The sequence below is a fragment of the Agromyces neolithicus genome, from assembly GCF_039529735.1.
Classification (GTDB): Bacteria; Actinomycetota; Actinomycetes; order Actinomycetales; family Microbacteriaceae; genus Agromyces; species Agromyces neolithicus.
Genome location: NZ_BAAANJ010000009.1, coordinates 92,135 through 109,256, shown reverse-complemented (window position 1 = coordinate 109,256; position 17,122 = coordinate 92,135). Strand labels below are relative to the sequence as shown.

Below are 17,122 nucleotides of genomic sequence, written 5' to 3'. Positions count from 1 at the left end.
CCTCTGACATTGAGACCGCCCCGAAACCGCAGGTCAGCATGTGAATAACTCCCCGCAGAACGCCCCTGTGGAGGACAAGTCGGCGCCCACTTGGCCAGCCCACCCAGCCAGCCCAACTCACCCCCGCCGAAGCCGCACCGTCACCAGTTGGAACGGCCGCACCTCGAACACCCACGACCGCTCGCCGTGATGCGCGAGCGACACCCGCGGCTCCTCGAGCGACCGCTCGAGCAGGTCGGTCTCTTCGGCCTCGGCATCGAACGACGCCGACAGCCGAACACGCGCACGCCCGCCGATCGCCTCGTACAGCCGCACGACGACATCGCCCGACCGGTCCTCAGCCAGCTTCACGCATTCGACGACGGCGCCGTCGACCCGCACGAGCGGCTCGATCGTGTCGACCGCAGCGTCGGGCACCGACCGCAGCGGCAGGTTGAGCCGATACCCCTCTTCGACCGCCCCGGGGATGCCCGTGCCGGGCGTGATCGACACGCGCATGCGGTGCTCGCCCTGGTCGCTCGCAGGGTCGGGGTACAGCGGCGCCCGCAGCAGCGAGAGTCGCACGGTCGTGACCGTCGCCCCGCGCTCGCCGATCGAGCGCCGCACGTCGTGTCCGTAGGTCGAGTCGTTCGCGACGGCGACGCCGAAGCCCGGCTCGCCGACGTGCACCCACCGGTGCGCGACCGTCTCGAAGCGGGCGGCATCCCACGACGTGTTCACGTGCGTCGGGCGCCGGACGTGTCCGAACTGGATCTCGGATGCCGCCGACTCGGCGTGCACATCGAGGGGGAATGCGAGCTTCAGCAGCTTCTGCCGCTCACGCCAGTCGATGTCGAAGCCCACCTCGAGCGCTCGCGCCCCGGCCGCGAGCGACACGGTCTCGACCACGCTCGACGCGCCGAACCGCCGCACGATGCGCACGGCCGCGGTCGCGGCATCCGACTGCGCGATCTCGACCGTCTCGGCGGCGCGCAGTTCCTCGACATTGCGCACATAGTGCGCATCGATATCCCAGGCATCCCACTGGGTGGGGGTGTCACGGAAGAGTTGCAGCAGCTTGGCCGGATGTCCCGTGGGCACGGATTCCCGCCCGCTCGCAAGGTCGCGCAGCGAGACGAGCAGGCCGTCGGCGTCGAGCGTCGCTGCGAGGTGGGCGTTCGCCAGCACGATCGATGCGCCCTCGCGGCGCACGGTCACGACGTCGGTCGCAGCGGCACCGCCACCGACCCCGCCGCCGAGCGGCGCGACGCCGTCGACCGCGAACGGCCCGGCGTTGAGCCGCAGCGTGCGCGCACCCGACCCTGCGAGCGCGCGCGCCGACCGCTCGATGATCGCAGTCAGGGCGACCGCGACCTCGGCATACCGGCGTTCGGCCTCGCGATGCACCCAGGCGATCGACGAGCCGGGCAGGATGTCGTGGAACTGGTTCAGCAGCACCGTGTGCCACGCCGACTCGAGCTCGTCGTAGGGGTAGGGCGCGAGCCCGCGCACCGCTGCGGTCGACGCCCACAGTTCGGCCTCGCGCAGCAGGTGCTCGCTGCGACGGTTGCCGCGCTTGGTGCGCGCCTGCGACGTGTAGGTGCCGCGGTGGAACTCGAGGTACAGCTCACCGGCCCACACGGGCGGCTGGGGGTACTCGGCCTCGGCCGCCTCGAAGAATTCGCGCGGCGACGACATCCGCACGCGCGGCGAACCCTCGAGGTCGGCGGTGCGCTCGGCGGCGGCGATCATCTCGCGGGTCGGGCCTCCGCCCCCGTCGCCCCAGCCGAACGGCACGAGCGACGTGTTCGCCAGCCCCTTCTCGGCGTACTGGCGCTCTGCGCGGGCGAGTTCGGCGCCCGACAGTTCTGCGTTGTAGGTGTCGACCGGCGGAAAGTGCGTGAACACCTCGGTGCCGTCGATGCCCTGCCACCGGAACGTGTGGTGGGGCATCACGTTCGTCTCGTTCCATGAGATCTTCTGCGTGAGGAACCAGCGCGACCCCGCGGCCCGCACGATCTGGGGCAGCGCCGCCGAGTACCCGAACGAGTCGGGCAGCCAGACCTCGAGGGGTTCGACGCCGAACTCCTCGATGAAGAACCGCTTGCCCGCGACGAACTGCCGGGCCAGCGCCTCGCCGCCGGGCAGGTTCGTGTCGCTCTCGACCCACATTCCCCCGGTCGGCACGAATGACCCCTCGTGCACGCGCCGCCTGACGCGTTCGAAGAGCTCGGGGTAGTCGCGTTTCAGCCAGGCGTACTGCTGCGCGGATGACGCGGCGAAGACGAATCCCGGATGCCCGTCGATCAGCGCGTCGACGTTCGAGAACGTGCGCGCGACCTTGCGCACCGTCTCACGCACCGGCCACAGCCAAGCGCTGTCGATGTGGGCGTGCCCCACGGCGTGGATGCGATGCGAACTCGCCCAGGCCGGCGCAGCGAGCGCAGGCGCCAGTACTTCACGGCCGCGTGCAGCGGTGCCGGCGACGTCATCGGGGTCGACCGTGTCGACGCAGCGTTCGAGGGCACGCAGGATGTCGGCCCGTCGCGGCATCGACTTGGGCAGCTGGGCGTAGAGGCCCCGCAGCGTCCACACGTCTTGCAGCAGCTCCCACACCGTGATGTCGAGCAGCGCGATGTCGACGCTTCGCAGCACGTAGACGGGGTCGGTGCCCGCACTCCGCCATTCGCCGAGGGCGGTCGGGGCGAACGACCACTGCCCCGCGACATCCGGATTCGACGCGCCCTCGAGGTACAGCTGGAACGCGCCGCTCGCAGGCACCGGAACCGCGCGGTTGCGGGGCTCGACGGCCTTGATGACGGTGCCGTCGGTCGACCAGGCGAGCGCCTCGGCCTGGAATCCGGGCTGTGCCGCCGTGAAGCCGAGGTCGACGACGAGTTCAGGGCGCACGCCGTCGATGTCTGCCCAACCGTTCGGCACCTCGCCCGACACCCGGAACCAGGTCGTGCCCCACGGCCGCCCCCACGGCGTGCCCGGCGCGATCGGCGCGAACGACGCGGCGGCAGCCTCTGCGAACGCAACCGGCTCGCCGGGCACCTCCCAGAACTCGACGTGTGCAGACACACGCGCGCGGTACACCGCGGGCGTGAGCCGTTCGGCGACGAACCGTTCGATGCGCTTCTCGACGAGCGCGTGGTCGTCATGCATGGCTGTGATCACCTATCCCTTGACAGCACCCTGCAGGGCGAACGAGCCACCGATGCCGCGCGACACGATGACGTAGAGCACGATCACGGGCAGCGAGTACAGCAGCGAGTATGCCGCGAGCTCACCGTACGCCACCGTGCCGTACTGCCCGAAGAAGCTGTAGATGCTCACCGCGGCCGGCTGCTTCGCGGGACTCAGCAGCAGGATGAAGGGCACGAAGAAGTTGCCCCAGGCCTGGATGAACACGAAGATGAAGACCACCGCGATTCCGGGTCGCATGAGCGGCACCACGATGCGACGCAGTGTGCCCATGGCGGATGCCCCGTCGACCCATGCGGCTTCCTCGAGGCTCACCGGCACCGAGTCCATGAAGTTCTTCATCATCCAGATGGCCATCGGCAGGCTCGTCGCGGCGAGAAACGCGGTGACCGCGAACAGGTTGTCGAGATAGCCGAGCCGCACGAACAAGCTGTAGACGGGCACCATGATCGCCGTGATCGGCAGGCAGGTGCCGAACAGGATCGTGTACATGTACGGACGATTGAACCGCGATTGGTAGCGCGACAGCGGGTACGCCGCGAGCACTGCCACGACGACGGTGATCGCCGCCGATCCGGTCGAGAGCAGCAGGCTGTTCCAGAGTGGCAGCAGGGTTCCCTCGACCGTCAGCACCGCGGCGTAGTGGTCGAGCGTGAACCCCTCGGGAATGCGCGCCTGCTGGCTCGGCCGGGTGTCGATCGACGCGAGCACGAGCCACGCGAGCGGCAGCAGGAAGCTGAGCCCGATGATCCAGAGCACGAGGTTGCGGGCGGCCGATGCCACCGCCTTGCGCGGCGAGGCGAGGTCGCGTCGGGTCGCGGCGGTGCGTACGGCGTCGGCTCGCGTCGCCTCACCCGCGGTCATCGCTGCCCCTCGGTCATCGCTGCCCCTCGGTCATCGCTGCCCCTCGGTCATCGCTGCCCCTCGGTCATCGCTGCCCCTCGGGTCGAAGCGCACGGATGTACGCGATCGAGAACGCGGCGCCGATCACGATCATCACGACGGCGATCGCCGAGCCGTAGCCGATCGCCTGGAACTTGAACGCCTCTTGGTAGGCGAAGATCGGCAGGGTGGTGCTCGCGACGCCAGGCCCGCCCTTCGTCATGACCCAGATCAGCGTGAACACGGCGAGGGTCTGCAGGGTGATGAGCATGAGGTTCGTGGCGATCGCGCCGCGGATCATCGGCAGCGTCACCCACACGAGCCGCTGCATCCCACTTGCGCCGTCGACGGTGGCCGCCTCGGTGATCTCGGGCGGAACGTCGCCCAGCGCCGCCTCGTAGACGAGCATCGAGAACGCGGTGCCACGCCAGACGTTCGCGAGGATGACGGCGATCATCGGAAAGTCGAACAGCCAATTCGGTCCGTCGATGCCGGCGGCCGCGAGCAGTTGGTTGAGCGTGCCGTCGTCGGCGAAGTACGCGTAGGCCGCGAACGCTGCCACGATCTCGGGGAGTACCCACGCGGCCACGACGGCCGTCGAGACGAGCGCGCGGGTCGTGCGATTCACGCGGCCGAACAGCAATGCGAGGCCGAGGCCGAGCACGTTCTGCCCGATGATCGCCGAGCCGATCACGAACACGATCGTGAGCAGCAGCGACAGCGGGAACGCCGGGTCGGCCAGCAGCCTCGTGTAGTTTTCGAGGCCCACCCACTCGGGGTTCTTCGCGAACCGTCCGGTGAGTGCCGAGTTCGAGAACGAGATGACGATCGCCCAGACCACCGGCCCCGCCATGAAGAGCAGCAGCAACAACACCGAAGGGACGACCGGCACCAGGCGCAGCATCCCTCGTGACCGGCGGCGGCCGGCACGCGACGTCGAGCCGTCGCGTGCCGGCCGGTCACCCCCTCGCACCGCCGGCGCGTGGACCGTGACCATCCCCCTACCCGGTCACGTTGTCTTCGCCGACGATGCCGACCACCGCCTCGTCATAGGCCGCGGCGGCGTCTTCGGGCGACATCTGCCCCGTCATGACGGCCTCGGTGGCCGCCTGGATCTCGGCCGAGATCTGCGGGTAGTCGGCCGTCGCAGGGCGGAAGTGGGTGTAGGTCACGAGGTCGGTGAAGAACCCGATGAACGGGTTCGCCTCGAGATAGGCGGGGTCGGATGCCACGTCGGAGCGCACGGCGATCTGCGAGTTCGTGATGTTGTACTCGAGCGCGTTCTCCTTGTTGAGCGCCATGGCCAGGAAGTCGAATGAGGCGTCGGCGTTGCCGGTGTTCGCACCGACCGCGAGGGTCCATCCGCCCGAGAGGCTTACCGCGCCGTCGCCCTGGCCGTTCTGGGTCGGGAACGCCGCCACTCCGATGTCGTCGACGTACTCGGGCCACTCGTACTGGCCGCCCTGCTTCCAGAACGACGGCGACCACGAGCCTTCGATGGTGCCGGCGATCTGGCCGCCGGGGAACCACTCGCCGAAGAGCTTCTGCCACATCGAGCCGTCGAGCGCCACGTCGGGCGCGGGAGCGAGTCCCTCGCCGTAGAGCGTCTCGATGAAGGCGAGCGAGTCGATGAAGCCCTGCGACCCGGTGACCCACTTCTGACTGTCGGCGTCGTAGAGGGTGTCGTCGGTGCCGTACATGAGCATGCCGAAGCCCTGCATGACCGAACCCTCGCCGGCCGGCTTGCCAGCGTAGGCGTTGAACGCGACCTTGTCGGGCACCGCCGCCTTCACCTGGCGAGCGGTGTCGAGGATCTCGTCCCACGTCTTCGGCTCCCACGGCAGCGTGACGCCGGCCTCCTCGAGCACCGACTTCGAGTACCAGATGCCACGGGTGTCGGTGCCGAGCGGTACCGCATAGATGCTGCCGTCGTCGGCGCGCCCCGCCTCTTTGGCGCCCTCGTTGAACTGGTCCCACTCATCCCACTCGGCGAGGTGGTCGTCGAGGTTCAGCAGGTAGCCGGCGTCGACGTCGCTGCGCACGCGGAACGTGTCTTCGTAGAACACGTCGGGCGCGGTGTCGGGGCTCTGCTGCATGAGTGCGAGCTTCGTGGCGTAGTCGCCCTCGTCGGCGACGATCGGCTCGAGTTCGACCGTGATGCCGGGGTTGGCCTCTTCGAACTCGGGCTTCACCTTCTGGAAGAGCTCGTCGAGCGCGACGAACCCGTCGGTCTTCTGGTAGACGACGCGGATCGTGTCACTCTCGCCGTCGCCGCTGTCGGCGCTGCAGCCGATGAGTGCGAGGGATGCCGCGGTGACCGCGGTCACCGCGATGGTGGTGCGTATGCGACGCATGGGGTGCTCCTTTGCTCCGGATGTGACGACGACGCTGTGCGGCCGGGATCGCCACCTTCCCCCGGTGCGCGATCCCGGCCGGGCCCGTCGAGACGAATCGCACGGGCTTGGCAAGATAGTAAATCGAATGGACTTAGTCGACAAGGCTCCGAGCGCGGGCGATTGCGGGCGTTACCGGACTGTGACCTCTCCGGGGGTCAGTGGCCCAGCAGCAGCCGCGCCGCCGACGGCGTGAACGTGTGCTCGAGCACCAGGCACGCAGCGCCGATCGCGCCGACGTCGTCGCCGACGCCCGTGCCCACGACGGGCACGCGCCGCAGCGCGCCGGTGGCGCTGAATGCGTCGAGGTGGGGCGGGATGCGTTCGAGGTACCGCTCGCTCACCCGCTGCCACATGGGCCCGCCGAAGACCACCCGGTCGACGTCGAGCACGTTCGTAAGCACGGCAACCGCGCGCGCGGTGCGCTCTGCGGCGCGATTCAGGATGTCGCCGGCCGCGGCGTCGCCCCCTTCCGCGGCACGGCACAGCCGGGTGAACTGGGCATCGACGTCACGGGCGTCGCGCAACAGGCTGCCCGCATGCCGGGTCTCGGCGATCACCTCGGCGCGTTCGGCCTCTTCGACCATCGCCTGCGGCGTGCACGTCACCGCGACGCATCCGCGCTGCCCGCACCAGCAGACCGGCCCGTCGGGGTCGGTGATGATGTGCCCGACCTCACCGGCGTTGCCCGAGACCCCGCGCATCAGCTCATCGTGCATGACGAGGCCGGCGCCGACGCCGGTGCCGAGGTACACGAAGACGAACGATCCCGCTCCACTTGCCCCGCCCGCCCATGTCTCGGCGACCGCCGCGGCGGTCACGTCCTTGTCGACGAGCACCGGCAACCCGGTCGACGTCTCGAGCGCATCGCGCAGCGGCACGCGATGCCAGTCGACGAGGTGCGGCGGGTCGACGATGGTGCCGCGCTCCTGGTCGATCGGCCCGGGCGCCGCGACGCCGACTCCGACGATCTTGTCGCGTGGCACCGCAGAGTCGGCGATGAGCTGCTCGATGCCGTCGTGGATGAGCGCCATCACCCGCTCGGGACGATTCGCCTTCGGCGTGCGGCGCCTGGAGTGGGCGACGACCCCGCCCACGAGGTCGAGCACGACGAACGTCATCACCGCCGGGTCGATGTGCACCCCGACGGCGAACATGCCGGTGCGGTTCAGCCGAAGCAGCGTGCGCGGCTTGCCGATGCCCGCACGCTCTTTGCCCGCCTCGACGACGAGCTCCTGGTCGAGCAGCCACCTGGCGATGTTCGACACGGTCTGGGTCGACAGCCCCGAGATCTCGACCAGCTCGACCCGACTGCGCCCTTCGGGGGCTCGCCTGATCGCGTCGAAGATCACCGATCGGTTGAAGTCGCCCATGCGTGGCAGGTTGGTACCACGACGCGCGGTCGCCACGTCGCCCATTCCGCCTCCCCAGGGGTTAGTCCGGTCGATGGAGAAATGATACGCGTGCGCACCGCCGCCTACCGCCCCCGCCGAATCGGAATCAACGTCTCAGGCGGCTCGGGCCCCAGCAGGGCGAACGCTGGGTCAGCACAGCGGTTCACCCTGCCACGGGAGCATGCCGTCGATGCGCAGCCGGCGCGGGTCATCGGGTGTTGACATCAACGACACGATCACCTCCGTCGTGTCCTCGTCGCCACTCAGCGCCCGAATGGCGTCGGTCTCGACGTGGCAGTACGCGACCGCGAGCATCGCTCGGGTTCCCTGCTCACTTCGCTTCTGCAGGCGCGCGTTCTCGACCAGCGTGGCCTGCACCCGTGCGTCCGCATCCTGCGCGGCCGTCGCGAGCATGGCTCGCACCTGCGATTCGAGAGCGGGGCTGAGGAACTCGGACAGGTCGCCGTGGGTCGGGTCGTTCGACAGTCTGATCTGGCGCTCGAGTTCGAAGTACCCCTCGAGCGTGGCAATCGCCGCGGCGAGCGCGTCGGCGTCATCGGCGAACACTCCCCCGACGATCGGCGCAGGCGACTCATCGCCGCCCGTGACCGTGAGTCCGTCGGATCCGGGCGTCGCCACCGTCGGTGACGACGTTCCGTCGGCGTGAGCGGGCACGCTCGCCGAATCCGCTGGAATGCACCCGGAGAGCGAGAACGACAGCAGCACCAGCGCGCCGGCGCGGATGACTGCGAATCCACGAGACCGGGTCGAGGAAGAGCGTTGTAGGTTCATGCGGCGAGGCTAGAAGCACGCGTGGTCGGCGCCGGCCGATGGGGAGCGGGTTGTGGACGATGCGGCGTCATTCACGCCGTGTGAGGACGAGTCGACACCACCCGGTCAGACGTCGCGACACCACCCGGTCAGACGTCGCGATATCAGATCAGAACAGTCGCCCCTGCGCGACGACCGCTGCCCCTTCGAGCTCGAGCAGCTGCCGCTTGCGTTCGAGCCCGCCGGCGTACCCGGTGAGTGATCCGGCGGCGCCGACCACGCGGTGGCACGGCACCACGATGCTCAGCGGGTTGCGCCCGACGGCGTTGCCGACGCGCCGGGCGAGATTTCGGTCGCCGAGGCGCGCGGCGAGCGCGCCATATGTCGTCGTCTCGCTGAATCGGATGTCCCGCAGCATCGCCCATACCGTCAGCTGGAACTCGTCGCCGTCGGGGGCGAGCGGCAGGTCGAACGTGGTGCGGGTGCCGTCGAGGTACTGGGCGAGCTGCTCGCCGAACCGCATGATGAGCGCATCACCGAGGGCGTCGACCTCGATGCCGATCGTGCCGGCGACCGGCGGATGCCAGTGCCCCGGAAAGTAGATGCCCGCGAGCGCCTCGCCGTCGGCGACGACGAGCAGTTCGCCGAGTGGCGTGCCGAGGGTCGCGTGGCGGCGGGTCATGACTCCATCATCACTCGCCGCCGCCCCGCCGTGCCCGCAACCGAGCGCGGGAATCGGACCTATACGCCCGACGCGGTCGCCGACGTCGGCCGCCACGGTGCAGTGTTGCCGTAGGCGACCAGCGCGCCCCAGACCAGCGGAACGAAGAAGTAGAGCACCGCCCATGCACCGCTCTTGCCGAAGCCGAGCCCGATGCGATACGCGGCGATGACCAGGAAGACGGCGGCCACGATGTTGCCGACCGGCACCAACACGAGCAGCGCGAGCCAACCCGGCTGGCCGCCGAGCTCGAGCATGCGCCACGAGTTGTAGACGGGCACCCAGGCGGGCCACGCCGCGGCGCCGGTCTTGGCGAAGATCTTCGAGAGGAAGACCGCGCTGAGCACGTATGCCGCGATGGCGTAGACGGCGAGCACCGCCCAGACGGTCAGCATGGGCACGAGCACAGCGGCGATGTCGATGACGGGTTCTTGCATGTCGTTCACTCCAGGCCCTCGCCCGCCGGAACGAGCGTGATGTACAGCAGGTCACGTGCGGTGGCGACTGCGTCGGCACGCTGCGCCTCGTCGGCGCACTCGACGTAGAACACCACGCCCTCGCCGATTCCCGCGAAGGTGCGCGCCACTGCCGTGGCCGCGAAGCCCTCGCCCTCGAAGTCGGCCTCGACGGCGTCGACGGTGCCGAATGCGGCGCCGTCGATGGCAGACATGGTGCCGTGCTCGACCAGGTTCAGGTCGACCGTCGCACCGAGTGCCGATTCGATGAGCGCGATGCTCGCGGCACGGTCGCCGTTCGCGACATCCACGTCGGTGCCGACTGATCCGTTCGTGTACCAGACGTAGCATCCGGTGCTCGAATTCTCGTACTCGAAGCCGTTCACGCCGCCCTCGGCCAACGCGACCCACTCATCGGTCTCGGCGAAGCCCGACGTCACGGCGACGTAGGCGGGGCCAGGGATCTCGACGTCGAGGGGGAGTTCGACCGGCAGGGCCGCACCCGCAGCCCCGTCGGTGCCGGTGTCGGCGGGTTGTTCGGCCTCGATTGCCGAGATCACCTGCTGCGTCTGCGTGAAGGATGTCACTGCCAGCCACATTCCCGCGACCGGAAGCAGGATCACCGGGATCACCGAGACGATGATCGCGAGCGTCAGGGCGAGGACGAGCCCCTTCGGGCGCGGCGGCGGAGTCGCGCCGGTCGGGTCGGTGCCGGACTGCGGCGGCGTGGGTACCGGCGGCGTGGGGGTGGGTGGCGCTGGGGCGGGCGGCGCTGGGGACGGCGGCGTTGTCGCCTCGGGCGACGACGTGTCGAGGGTCACGTGGCTCCATCGGGTCGGGTGCGCTCGGATGCGCAGGATTCCGATCGTAGTGACCGATGAGGGCTCTCGTAGACCAGTCGGTCGACTGTCGAGCAGCGAGCATTGACGCAGGGCCGCCGGCGAAGCAGGCTGGCGATATGGCGGACTCAACTCCAGACAACTGGCGGCGCGTCGACGAGTACCTCGCGAAGACGCTGATCGACGATGACCCGAGCCTGACGGCGGCGGTCGCCGACACCGCCGCGGCGGGCCTTCCTGCGATCGAGGTGACCCCCCTGTCGGGCAAGCTGCTGCACCTGCTCGCCCGCATGTCGGGTGCGCGGCGCGTACTCGAGGTGGGCACGCTCGGCGGCTTCTCGACGATCTGGCTCGCCCGCGGCATCCCCGACGATGGTCGAGTCGTGACCCTCGAGCTCGAGCAGAAACACGCCGATGTCGCGCGCACCAACCTCGAACGGGCGGGCGTGTCGCAGAAGGTGGAGATCGTCGTCGGCCGTGCCGCCGAAACCCTGCCGCGCATCGCCGAGCGCGACGACGAGCCGTTCGACCTGGTCTTCATCGACGCCGACAAGGAATCGAACACGATCTACATCGACTGGGCCATCCGTCTCGGGCACCCGGGCACCGTGATCGTCGTCGACAACGTCGGCCGCATGGGTGAGGTCGCCAATCCCGACACCACCGATCCGATGGTGGTCGGCACCAAGCTCGGGCTCGAGATGCTGGGCGCCGACCCCCGTGTCGATGCCACGGCGCTGCAGACCGTCGGATCGAAGGGCTGGGACGGAGTCGCGATCGCGATCGTCACCTGAGCATCCGTCAGCGCAGGCTCACGGCCGCACCGAGGCCAGCCCTTCTGCCACGGCCGCCGCGCCCTGCTGCCGGTCGAACGTGAGCAGCTCACCCGCTTCTGCAGTCAGCGCGCTCGCGATGTGGATCGCATCGAGGGTGCCGAGGTGCGGCTGAGTGAACCGGCCGGCGAGTTGCAGGATGCCCTCGGTGAGGCGCAGGGTGTGGAAGGGGCGCACGACGGGTTCGACCGCGGCGGCATCGATGTCGAGACGCCTCGCGAGTCGTCGCAGTTCGGTAACCGCGATCGTGGAGATGACCAGTACGTCGCCCAGCCGCGACCGATCACCGAGGAACTCGCGAACGTGGTCGGACTCGTCTTCTTCTACGAGCAGTTTCGCCAGTGCCGACGTATCGACCGCGACGATCATCGGTCTCGGCGGAGTTCGTCGAGCGCATCACCCGTGGATTGGGCTCGTCGCACACCCCGCGGAAACTGCATCACCTGACTGCCGGGTCGCAGCATCAGGTCGTCGAGCTCTGACCGGCCCTCGGCACGAAGCACACCCACCGGCACACCACGATTGGTGACCCGGTAGGACTCCCCGCGCGCGAGGCCGCGCATGATCTCGGCCGAGTTGTTGCGGAGTTCGCGTTGACTGATCGACCTCATGGGGTGCCCAAGCGCCCAAGTGCCCAAGTGCCCAAGTGCCCAAGTGCCCAAGGCTGGCCTCCCCTGCCGCGGATCGGCAAACCCCGCTAACCTCACCCCCATGACCGAGATCGACGGCACCACCTCTGCGGGGGTTCCATTCGTCGCCCGTGCAGCCGCCCGCCCCGACGCACCCGTCGTGGTCGCGTGGCATCTGCTCGATCCGCCGAGCACACCTGCGGCGATGTCGGCGGCGCTGCCGCTCGACGGGCTCGACGCCCACGTCGTCTACCTGGGACTGCCGTTGACCGGGTCCCGCGACGAGCACGGCGACTTCGAGGCGCTGCTCACGAGCGGCATCGACATGGTCACCGAATACTTCGGGCCCATGCACGATCAGGCGCTCGCCGAGTTCCCCGAGGCGCTCGCCGAGATTCGCGAACGTCTCAGTGCATCGGATGCCTCGGCGCTGGTCGTGCTCGGAGGCTCGGCAGGAGCATCCGTCGCCGCCGATGTGTTGACCACCCACGGTGCCGCGCTCGAAATCTCGGCCGCCGTGCTGGTGAATCCGATGCTGCGACTGCGAACGATGATCGACGCGACGGCCGCGTTTCTGCCCGAGCCCTATCGGTGGTCGCCCGCCGCCGACGCGGTGGCCGGCCGCATGGACTTCATCGCCCGAGCGCCCGAGCTCACCGCCGCGGGCGTGCCGCTGCTCGTGATCGAGGGCTCGGCCGACGAACCGCCGTTCCTCGACGCGGTGCACGAGCTCGAGCGGCTCGGGGTCGGCGACGTGCGGTTCGTCGAGGGAGCCGAACATCCGCTGGCGGAGTGGCCGGGCGACGCGCCTGCACCGCAGACGCCGGTGGCGAAGCAGTACGACGAGATCATCGTCGACTGGCTGGGCGGCGTACTCGGGCGGTAGGGGCCGGCGTCACTCCTCAGCCAGCCACGCGCGGATGAGCGCGACGATCGCGTCGCGCTGCCCCGCGAGCCTCGACTGCTCGGGCAACGCAAGGCTGGCCCGGATGTTCGAATGCCAGGTGAGCAGGCCGTCGGGGTCACCGGAGAACGTCGGCGCAGCGCCCTTGTCTTCGGCACGCTCGGTGCCGAAATGCAGGATGAGTCGCACGGGTCCATTGCCTGCCGCGTTGATCGTGAGCCGGTCGATGCCGTCGAGCGTGTAGTCGGGCGAGTTCCACTTCACGATCTCGGTCAATTCGGGGTCGGCCTCGCGCACGAGCGCGCGCAGCGATTCGACGTCGGCGCGGCGCTGCGGGTCTTGGGCGGTGAGGAACTCGTCGACGGTGGCGAAGCGCTCGGGCATGCCGTGATCTTACGGCGCCGGCTGTCGCGCCGAAAGGCACTACTCGGGCGTATGGCGCGTACGCATGCACTCGAGGGAAGATGTCGATCGACGTCGTGCTCGTTCGACGTACGAATGAGGGCGACCCTGACGGAGCCCCGCAACGAGAGGATCACGACAATGACGCAGTACTTTCTGACCATGCCGCACGACACGGCGACCGAGCCGACGATGGAGTCGATGCAGGAGTTCGACCCCGCCGAACTGGCGGCCGTGATGGCCGCGGTCGACGAGTTCAACACCGCCCTGAAGGACTCGGGCGCGTGGCTGTTCGCCGGTGGCCTCAACCCGCCGTCGACCGCGAAGACCGTCGACGCCTCGTCGGGCGAGACGCAGGTGCTCGATGAGCCGTTCGTCGAGGCGCCGTCGTATGTCGGCGGATTCTGGGTGATCGAGGCGGCCGACGAGCCCGCGGCCGTCGAGTGGGCGGCCAAGGCATCGGCCGCCGTGCAGAGCCGCATCGAGGTGCGTGCGCTGCAGGAGGCTCCCGAGGCGTAGGCACTGGCGGCGCCGGCACCCACGTCGTAATCATCGCAATCCCTCGCCGCACGTGCGGCAGGTCGGTACGCTGAACGTGGAACCGTACCGGGGAGGGTGGTGAGTTCCATGCCTACGACCAAGCAGTGGAGCATCACCGTCGACATCGACGAACAAGAAGACACCACGCTGGCGCACGTGAGCGTGCGCACGCCCAAGGGTCATGATGTGACTGGCGTCGGCCATGCGCAGCGCAACCCGCTCGATCCGAGCGTGCCCGAGATCGGCGACGAGCTCGCGGTGTCACGCGCGCTGCGCAACCTCGCCGAGCGACTGCTGCACGCGACAGAGAACGACATCGCGGGCGCCACCGGCGAGCCGGCGCACCTGCACCGGTAGCAGCGAGCCGACCGAGCGCACCGAGCGCACCGAGGGCCGACTCGGCCGCTCGGTGCGCCGCAATGCTCGTGGTGGGCAGCGGCGCACTGAAGCGTGAGTCGTCAGCCGTCGCCGCCCCCACCGCCGCCGCCGTCGAATCCGCCGAAGCCGCCTCCGCCGTCGCCGAATCCCCCGCCGCCGTCGCCGTAGCCGTACCCCGGGTACGCACCGCCGCCGTCGCCGGCGAGGTACCCGCCGCCCCAGCCTTTGCTGTCGCCGATCATCGGCACGCCGAAGCGCGAGTCGTCACCCTGCCCGAGGGGCCTGCCGCCGACACGGATGGGCTGCGCCAACTGGGCGACGACGACCGCGAGGCACGAGGCGAGCCGATCTGCCGAGAGCGGGGCCGATGACCGGTACCAGGCCGGTGCGACACCCGATCGCTCGGCGACCTCGGCGAAACGCTGCACCACGGATGACTCGTCGAAGAGCACTGCCCACGGCAGGATGTCCCGGCCCGTGGTGAGGCTCGGGACATCCGATCGTGTGATCCTCTCGCGCAGGTCGCTCGCGCGCTGGCGAAGCTGCAGCCCCGCTGCGTTGAGCGGGATCCAGCGGGGCAGCAGCGCGCGCAAGCTCAGCGCCACCGCGCCGATGACGACGGCGCTCCAGGCGATCGAGGTCGAATACTCCTCGCCCGTGACGGTCGAGAACAGCCCCAGGACGACGCCGAGCACACCACCGGCCGTCGCCGCCCTGAACCGGCGGACGGGGCGCGGCTCGCGGTACCAGGCGGCCGCGGCGGCGAACCGGTCGCGTGTCAGCCCGAGCAGGGCGGCGTTGCCGCTCACGACACGGTCGACGTCGACGCTCGAACCGCGCCGTGCGATGCTCGAGTCACCCGTGAGACCCGGCGCCAGCATCGCCACGACGACACTGCCCTCGGCGTCGCCCGAGCCTGCTCCGGCAGGGACTGCCGCCGGATCGTCGCCGTCGAGGACGAGTCGGATGTGCGTGGCGGCGGTCGCCGTGTCGTCGCCGTTCTCGCGCCGGTCGACGATGGCGATCACGCCGTCGTCGGCGAGTTGCAGCACCGTCGCCGGCAGCCAGCGCGTCGCCGCGGCTCCCGACACGAACCCGACATGGAGCAGCCCGGCGGACTCCGGATCGGTCACGCCGTACGCGCTGTCGGCCTCGGGCTTGCGCAACCATTCGACGATCAGGGTTGCGACCGCGACGGCTGCGATCAGCGCACCCGCGAGCGCGAACAGCGGCAGCAGTGCGACGCCGAGGCCGCCGTCGGCGGATGCCGCGAGTGCGTCACTGCCTGACCCGGCATCGGCGAGGTCGACGATGACCTGAGGCAGCGCCGAGAAGATCGATCGTCCCATGGCTGGAGGCTACTCCGGCGGAGGAGGCGGGCGATGGAAGCGGCACCGTGCCGAGCGTCACGACACTGCGACGACCGTGACGCCTGCGGCCCGGGCGGCACCGGCGAGTCGCTCGTCGAACGTCGCAAGCGGCGACGCGGTCTCGATCGCCGCGTCGAGCACGCAGCAGTCGGGCAGCTGCAGCCCTGATGCGACCCGCAGGTGCGCGAGTCGCGCGGCGCTGCCGGAGGGAGGCGCCCACTCGTCGATGCCGAGCGATGCGAGCGCCCGCGTCACGTCGAGCGCGCGGCCGACGCGCGTCGGGCCGACGAGAATCTCGGTGAGCGTGAGCATGTGCACGATGAAGTCGGCATCGGCATGCTCACGGAAGAACGTCGTCGCTCGCGGATGGTGTGCACCGGCCGCGGCGAGGTGCGCGATCACCAGGCTCGCGTCGAGCACGATCACTCGCGCCATTCTTCACGCAACCGCTCGAGGTACCCGGGCTCGTACGCGTCGTCGAGCATGCCGGCCGATGCCGTGACCGCGGCGATGCGTCGTGCCCGCTGCTCGACGGCGCTTCGCTCGAGTGCGTCGGCCCCGGCCTGCAGCAGGCGCAGCACGCGCTCGGCTCGCGGCACATCGGGCCACGCCGTCTCGGCGACCTTCAGTGCACGCTCGACCTCGGGTGTCTCGGTCACCTGGAACCGCGGTCGGGTGGTCGGCATGCCACCAGTGTACCACCGCGTATCGGGGTGGTACACCGGGAGGATCAGATGCCCTTGTTCGCGTGCAGATCCCAGCCGAATGTCGACGGCGCCGCCAACCCGCCGCTGGACTGCTGCCGGCGATACTCGACGCGGATCTTCGCGAAACGCAGTGCCACGGTCTCGAGGAACCCGGCAGCATCATCGTGCGATCCGCCCGTCGACACCGCCGAGACCGTCACGTCGGTCAATCGCACGGTGAGGAAGTCGGGTTGTCCGGGCGCCGACCTGCGTGCCGAGAAGGTCGCCTCGGACAGGTGGGTGCCCGCAGCGCACGCCTTCATGAGCTCGGGAGATGCCACGTCGAGCACGTGCGTGAACGTGAAGTCCTGCATCGACACCTTGCCTGCTCCCCCGCCACTGCCGGGGCCGCCGCCGGGGCCGGAGCCACCGGGGCCGGCCGCCTGCGACTCGCCCCAAGCCCAGCTGAGCACCTCGATCTCGTCGGGGTGCTGCTGGTCTTTGCTCTCGCCCTTGATCGCGCCGATCTTGATGAACATGTCGTTCATGTCTCCCCCTTGCTCCGGTGGTCGGGATTCGCGCCCACGAGGAAGTCGACACCCGTGCGCGACGAGCCGCAACCGGGGTGGCCACCGATTCGGTGGCGCGAGGTGGTGGCGGCGGTGCGGGGTGGCGGGGCGCGGCGACGCGGCACGGCGCGGCGTAGCACGAGCCGGCGCGGCACGGACCGGCGCCACAC

Annotated in this window: 20 protein-coding genes; 4 read left to right on the top strand and 16 right to left on the bottom strand. The window is 69.6% G+C overall.

Annotated elements, in window-relative coordinates; genetic code table 11:
* Nucleotides 1-117: 117 nt before the first annotated feature.
* The 9 genes from ABD164_RS12820 to ABD164_RS12780 all read right to left on the bottom strand — a co-directional run bounded on the left by ABD164_RS12820 (nucleotide 118) and on the right by ABD164_RS12780 (nucleotide 10,623).
* Nucleotides 118-3,147, bottom strand: a complete 3,030-nt coding sequence (locus ABD164_RS12820; RefSeq protein WP_344296682.1) for an alpha-mannosidase — start codon at nucleotides 3,145-3,147, stop codon at nucleotides 118-120.
* 12 nt (nucleotides 3,148-3,159) lie between these two features.
* A complete protein-coding gene (locus ABD164_RS12815) occupies nucleotides 3,160-4,050 on the bottom strand; it encodes a carbohydrate ABC transporter permease (protein WP_344296681.1) in 891 nt (296 codons plus the stop codon).
* A 64-nt stretch (nucleotides 4,051-4,114) separates the two neighbouring features.
* The gene (locus ABD164_RS12810; protein ID WP_344296812.1) at nucleotides 4,115-4,972 is read right to left on the bottom strand and encodes a carbohydrate ABC transporter permease; all 858 of its coding nucleotides are present in this window, start codon (nucleotides 4,970-4,972) and stop codon (nucleotides 4,115-4,117) included.
* 97 nt (nucleotides 4,973-5,069) lie between these two features.
* Nucleotides 5,070-6,422 (bottom strand): extracellular solute-binding protein, encoded by a 1,353-nt coding sequence (locus ABD164_RS12805; RefSeq protein WP_344296680.1) that lies wholly within the window; start codon nucleotides 6,420-6,422, stop codon nucleotides 5,070-5,072.
* Nucleotides 6,423-6,619: 197 nt separating this feature from the next.
* On the bottom strand, nucleotides 6,620-7,834 hold the full coding sequence (locus ABD164_RS12800) for an ROK family protein (protein ID WP_344296679.1): 1,215 nt from the start codon (nucleotides 7,832-7,834) through the stop codon (nucleotides 6,620-6,622).
* Between the two features lie 171 nt (nucleotides 7,835-8,005).
* On the bottom strand, nucleotides 8,006-8,647 hold the full coding sequence (locus ABD164_RS12795) for a hypothetical protein (protein ID WP_344296678.1): 642 nt from the start codon (nucleotides 8,645-8,647) through the stop codon (nucleotides 8,006-8,008).
* Between the two features lie 148 nt (nucleotides 8,648-8,795).
* The gene (locus ABD164_RS12790; protein ID WP_344296677.1) at nucleotides 8,796-9,308 is read right to left on the bottom strand and encodes a methylated-DNA--[protein]-cysteine S-methyltransferase; all 513 of its coding nucleotides are present in this window, start codon (nucleotides 9,306-9,308) and stop codon (nucleotides 8,796-8,798) included.
* A 59-nt stretch (nucleotides 9,309-9,367) separates the two neighbouring features.
* Complete coding sequence (locus tag ABD164_RS12785) at nucleotides 9,368-9,784, bottom strand: DUF5684 domain-containing protein (RefSeq protein WP_344296676.1); 417 nt, start codon at nucleotides 9,782-9,784, stop codon at nucleotides 9,368-9,370.
* A 5-nt stretch (nucleotides 9,785-9,789) separates the two neighbouring features.
* The gene (locus ABD164_RS12780) at nucleotides 9,790-10,623 is read right to left on the bottom strand and encodes a hypothetical protein (protein WP_344296675.1); all 834 of its coding nucleotides are present in this window, start codon (nucleotides 10,621-10,623) and stop codon (nucleotides 9,790-9,792) included.
* Between the two features lie 137 nt (nucleotides 10,624-10,760).
* On the opposite strand from ABD164_RS12780, the gene ABD164_RS12775 reads away from it, so the two are divergent.
* Nucleotides 10,761-11,435 carry an O-methyltransferase gene (locus ABD164_RS12775; RefSeq protein ID WP_344296674.1) on the top strand — a complete coding sequence of 225 codons (675 nt, stop codon included), beginning with the start codon at nucleotides 10,761-10,763 and terminating at the stop codon, nucleotides 11,433-11,435.
* Between the two features lie 18 nt (nucleotides 11,436-11,453).
* Here the strand turns inward: ABD164_RS12775 and ABD164_RS12770 are convergent, their stop codons facing one another.
* Together ABD164_RS12770 and ABD164_RS12765 are read right to left on the bottom strand one after the other, a co-directional pair.
* Nucleotides 11,454-11,843 (bottom strand): type II toxin-antitoxin system VapC family toxin, encoded by a 390-nt coding sequence (locus tag ABD164_RS12770; protein WP_344296673.1) that lies wholly within the window; start codon nucleotides 11,841-11,843, stop codon nucleotides 11,454-11,456.
* Nucleotides 11,840-12,085 (bottom strand): type II toxin-antitoxin system Phd/YefM family antitoxin, encoded by a 246-nt coding sequence (locus tag ABD164_RS12765; RefSeq protein WP_344296672.1) that lies wholly within the window; start codon nucleotides 12,083-12,085, stop codon nucleotides 11,840-11,842. Before ABD164_RS12765 ends, ABD164_RS12770 begins: the two co-directional genes overlap by 4 nt.
* 100 nt (nucleotides 12,086-12,185) lie before the next feature.
* On the opposite strand from ABD164_RS12765, the gene ABD164_RS12760 reads away from it, so the two are divergent.
* On the top strand, nucleotides 12,186-12,989 hold the full coding sequence (locus ABD164_RS12760; RefSeq protein ID WP_344296671.1) for an alpha/beta hydrolase family protein: 804 nt from the start codon (nucleotides 12,186-12,188) through the stop codon (nucleotides 12,987-12,989).
* A gap of 9 nt (nucleotides 12,990-12,998) precedes the next feature.
* Here the strand turns inward: ABD164_RS12760 and ABD164_RS12755 are convergent, their stop codons facing one another.
* Nucleotides 12,999-13,391: a DUF1801 domain-containing protein gene (locus ABD164_RS12755; protein WP_344296670.1), complete on the bottom strand. Its 393-nt coding sequence runs from the start codon at nucleotides 13,389-13,391 to the stop codon at nucleotides 12,999-13,001.
* Between the two features lie 159 nt (nucleotides 13,392-13,550).
* Here ABD164_RS12755 and ABD164_RS12750 point away from each other — a divergent pair, with 159 nt between their 5' ends.
* Entirely contained in the window at nucleotides 13,551-13,928 is a 378-nt protein-coding gene (locus tag ABD164_RS12750; protein ID WP_344296669.1) for a YciI family protein, read from the top strand.
* 108 nt (nucleotides 13,929-14,036) lie between these two features.
* Nucleotides 14,037-14,306 carry a DUF1876 domain-containing protein gene (locus tag ABD164_RS12745; RefSeq protein ID WP_344296668.1) on the top strand — a complete coding sequence of 90 codons (270 nt, stop codon included), beginning with the start codon at nucleotides 14,037-14,039 and terminating at the stop codon, nucleotides 14,304-14,306.
* Between the two features lie 101 nt (nucleotides 14,307-14,407).
* Here ABD164_RS12745 and ABD164_RS12740 read toward each other — a convergent pair whose 3' ends face one another.
* The 4 genes from ABD164_RS12740 to ABD164_RS12725 are packed head-to-tail and all read right to left on the bottom strand — an operon-like array spanning nucleotide 14,408 to nucleotide 16,931.
* Nucleotides 14,408-15,676, bottom strand: coding sequence for a hypothetical protein (locus tag ABD164_RS12740; protein WP_344296667.1), 1,269 nt, complete (start codon nucleotides 15,674-15,676; stop codon nucleotides 14,408-14,410).
* Between the two features lie 57 nt (nucleotides 15,677-15,733).
* On the bottom strand, nucleotides 15,734-16,123 hold the full coding sequence (locus ABD164_RS12735; RefSeq protein WP_344296666.1) for a PIN domain-containing protein: 390 nt from the start codon (nucleotides 16,121-16,123) through the stop codon (nucleotides 15,734-15,736).
* Nucleotides 16,120-16,383, bottom strand: coding sequence for a hypothetical protein (locus ABD164_RS12730; protein ID WP_344296665.1), 264 nt, complete (start codon nucleotides 16,381-16,383; stop codon nucleotides 16,120-16,122). Before ABD164_RS12730 ends, ABD164_RS12735 begins: the two co-directional genes overlap by 4 nt.
* Before the next feature lie 44 nt (nucleotides 16,384-16,427).
* Entirely contained in the window at nucleotides 16,428-16,931 is a 504-nt protein-coding gene (locus ABD164_RS12725; protein WP_344296664.1) for an Hcp family type VI secretion system effector, read from the bottom strand.
* Nucleotides 16,932-17,122: the final 191 nt, after the last annotated feature.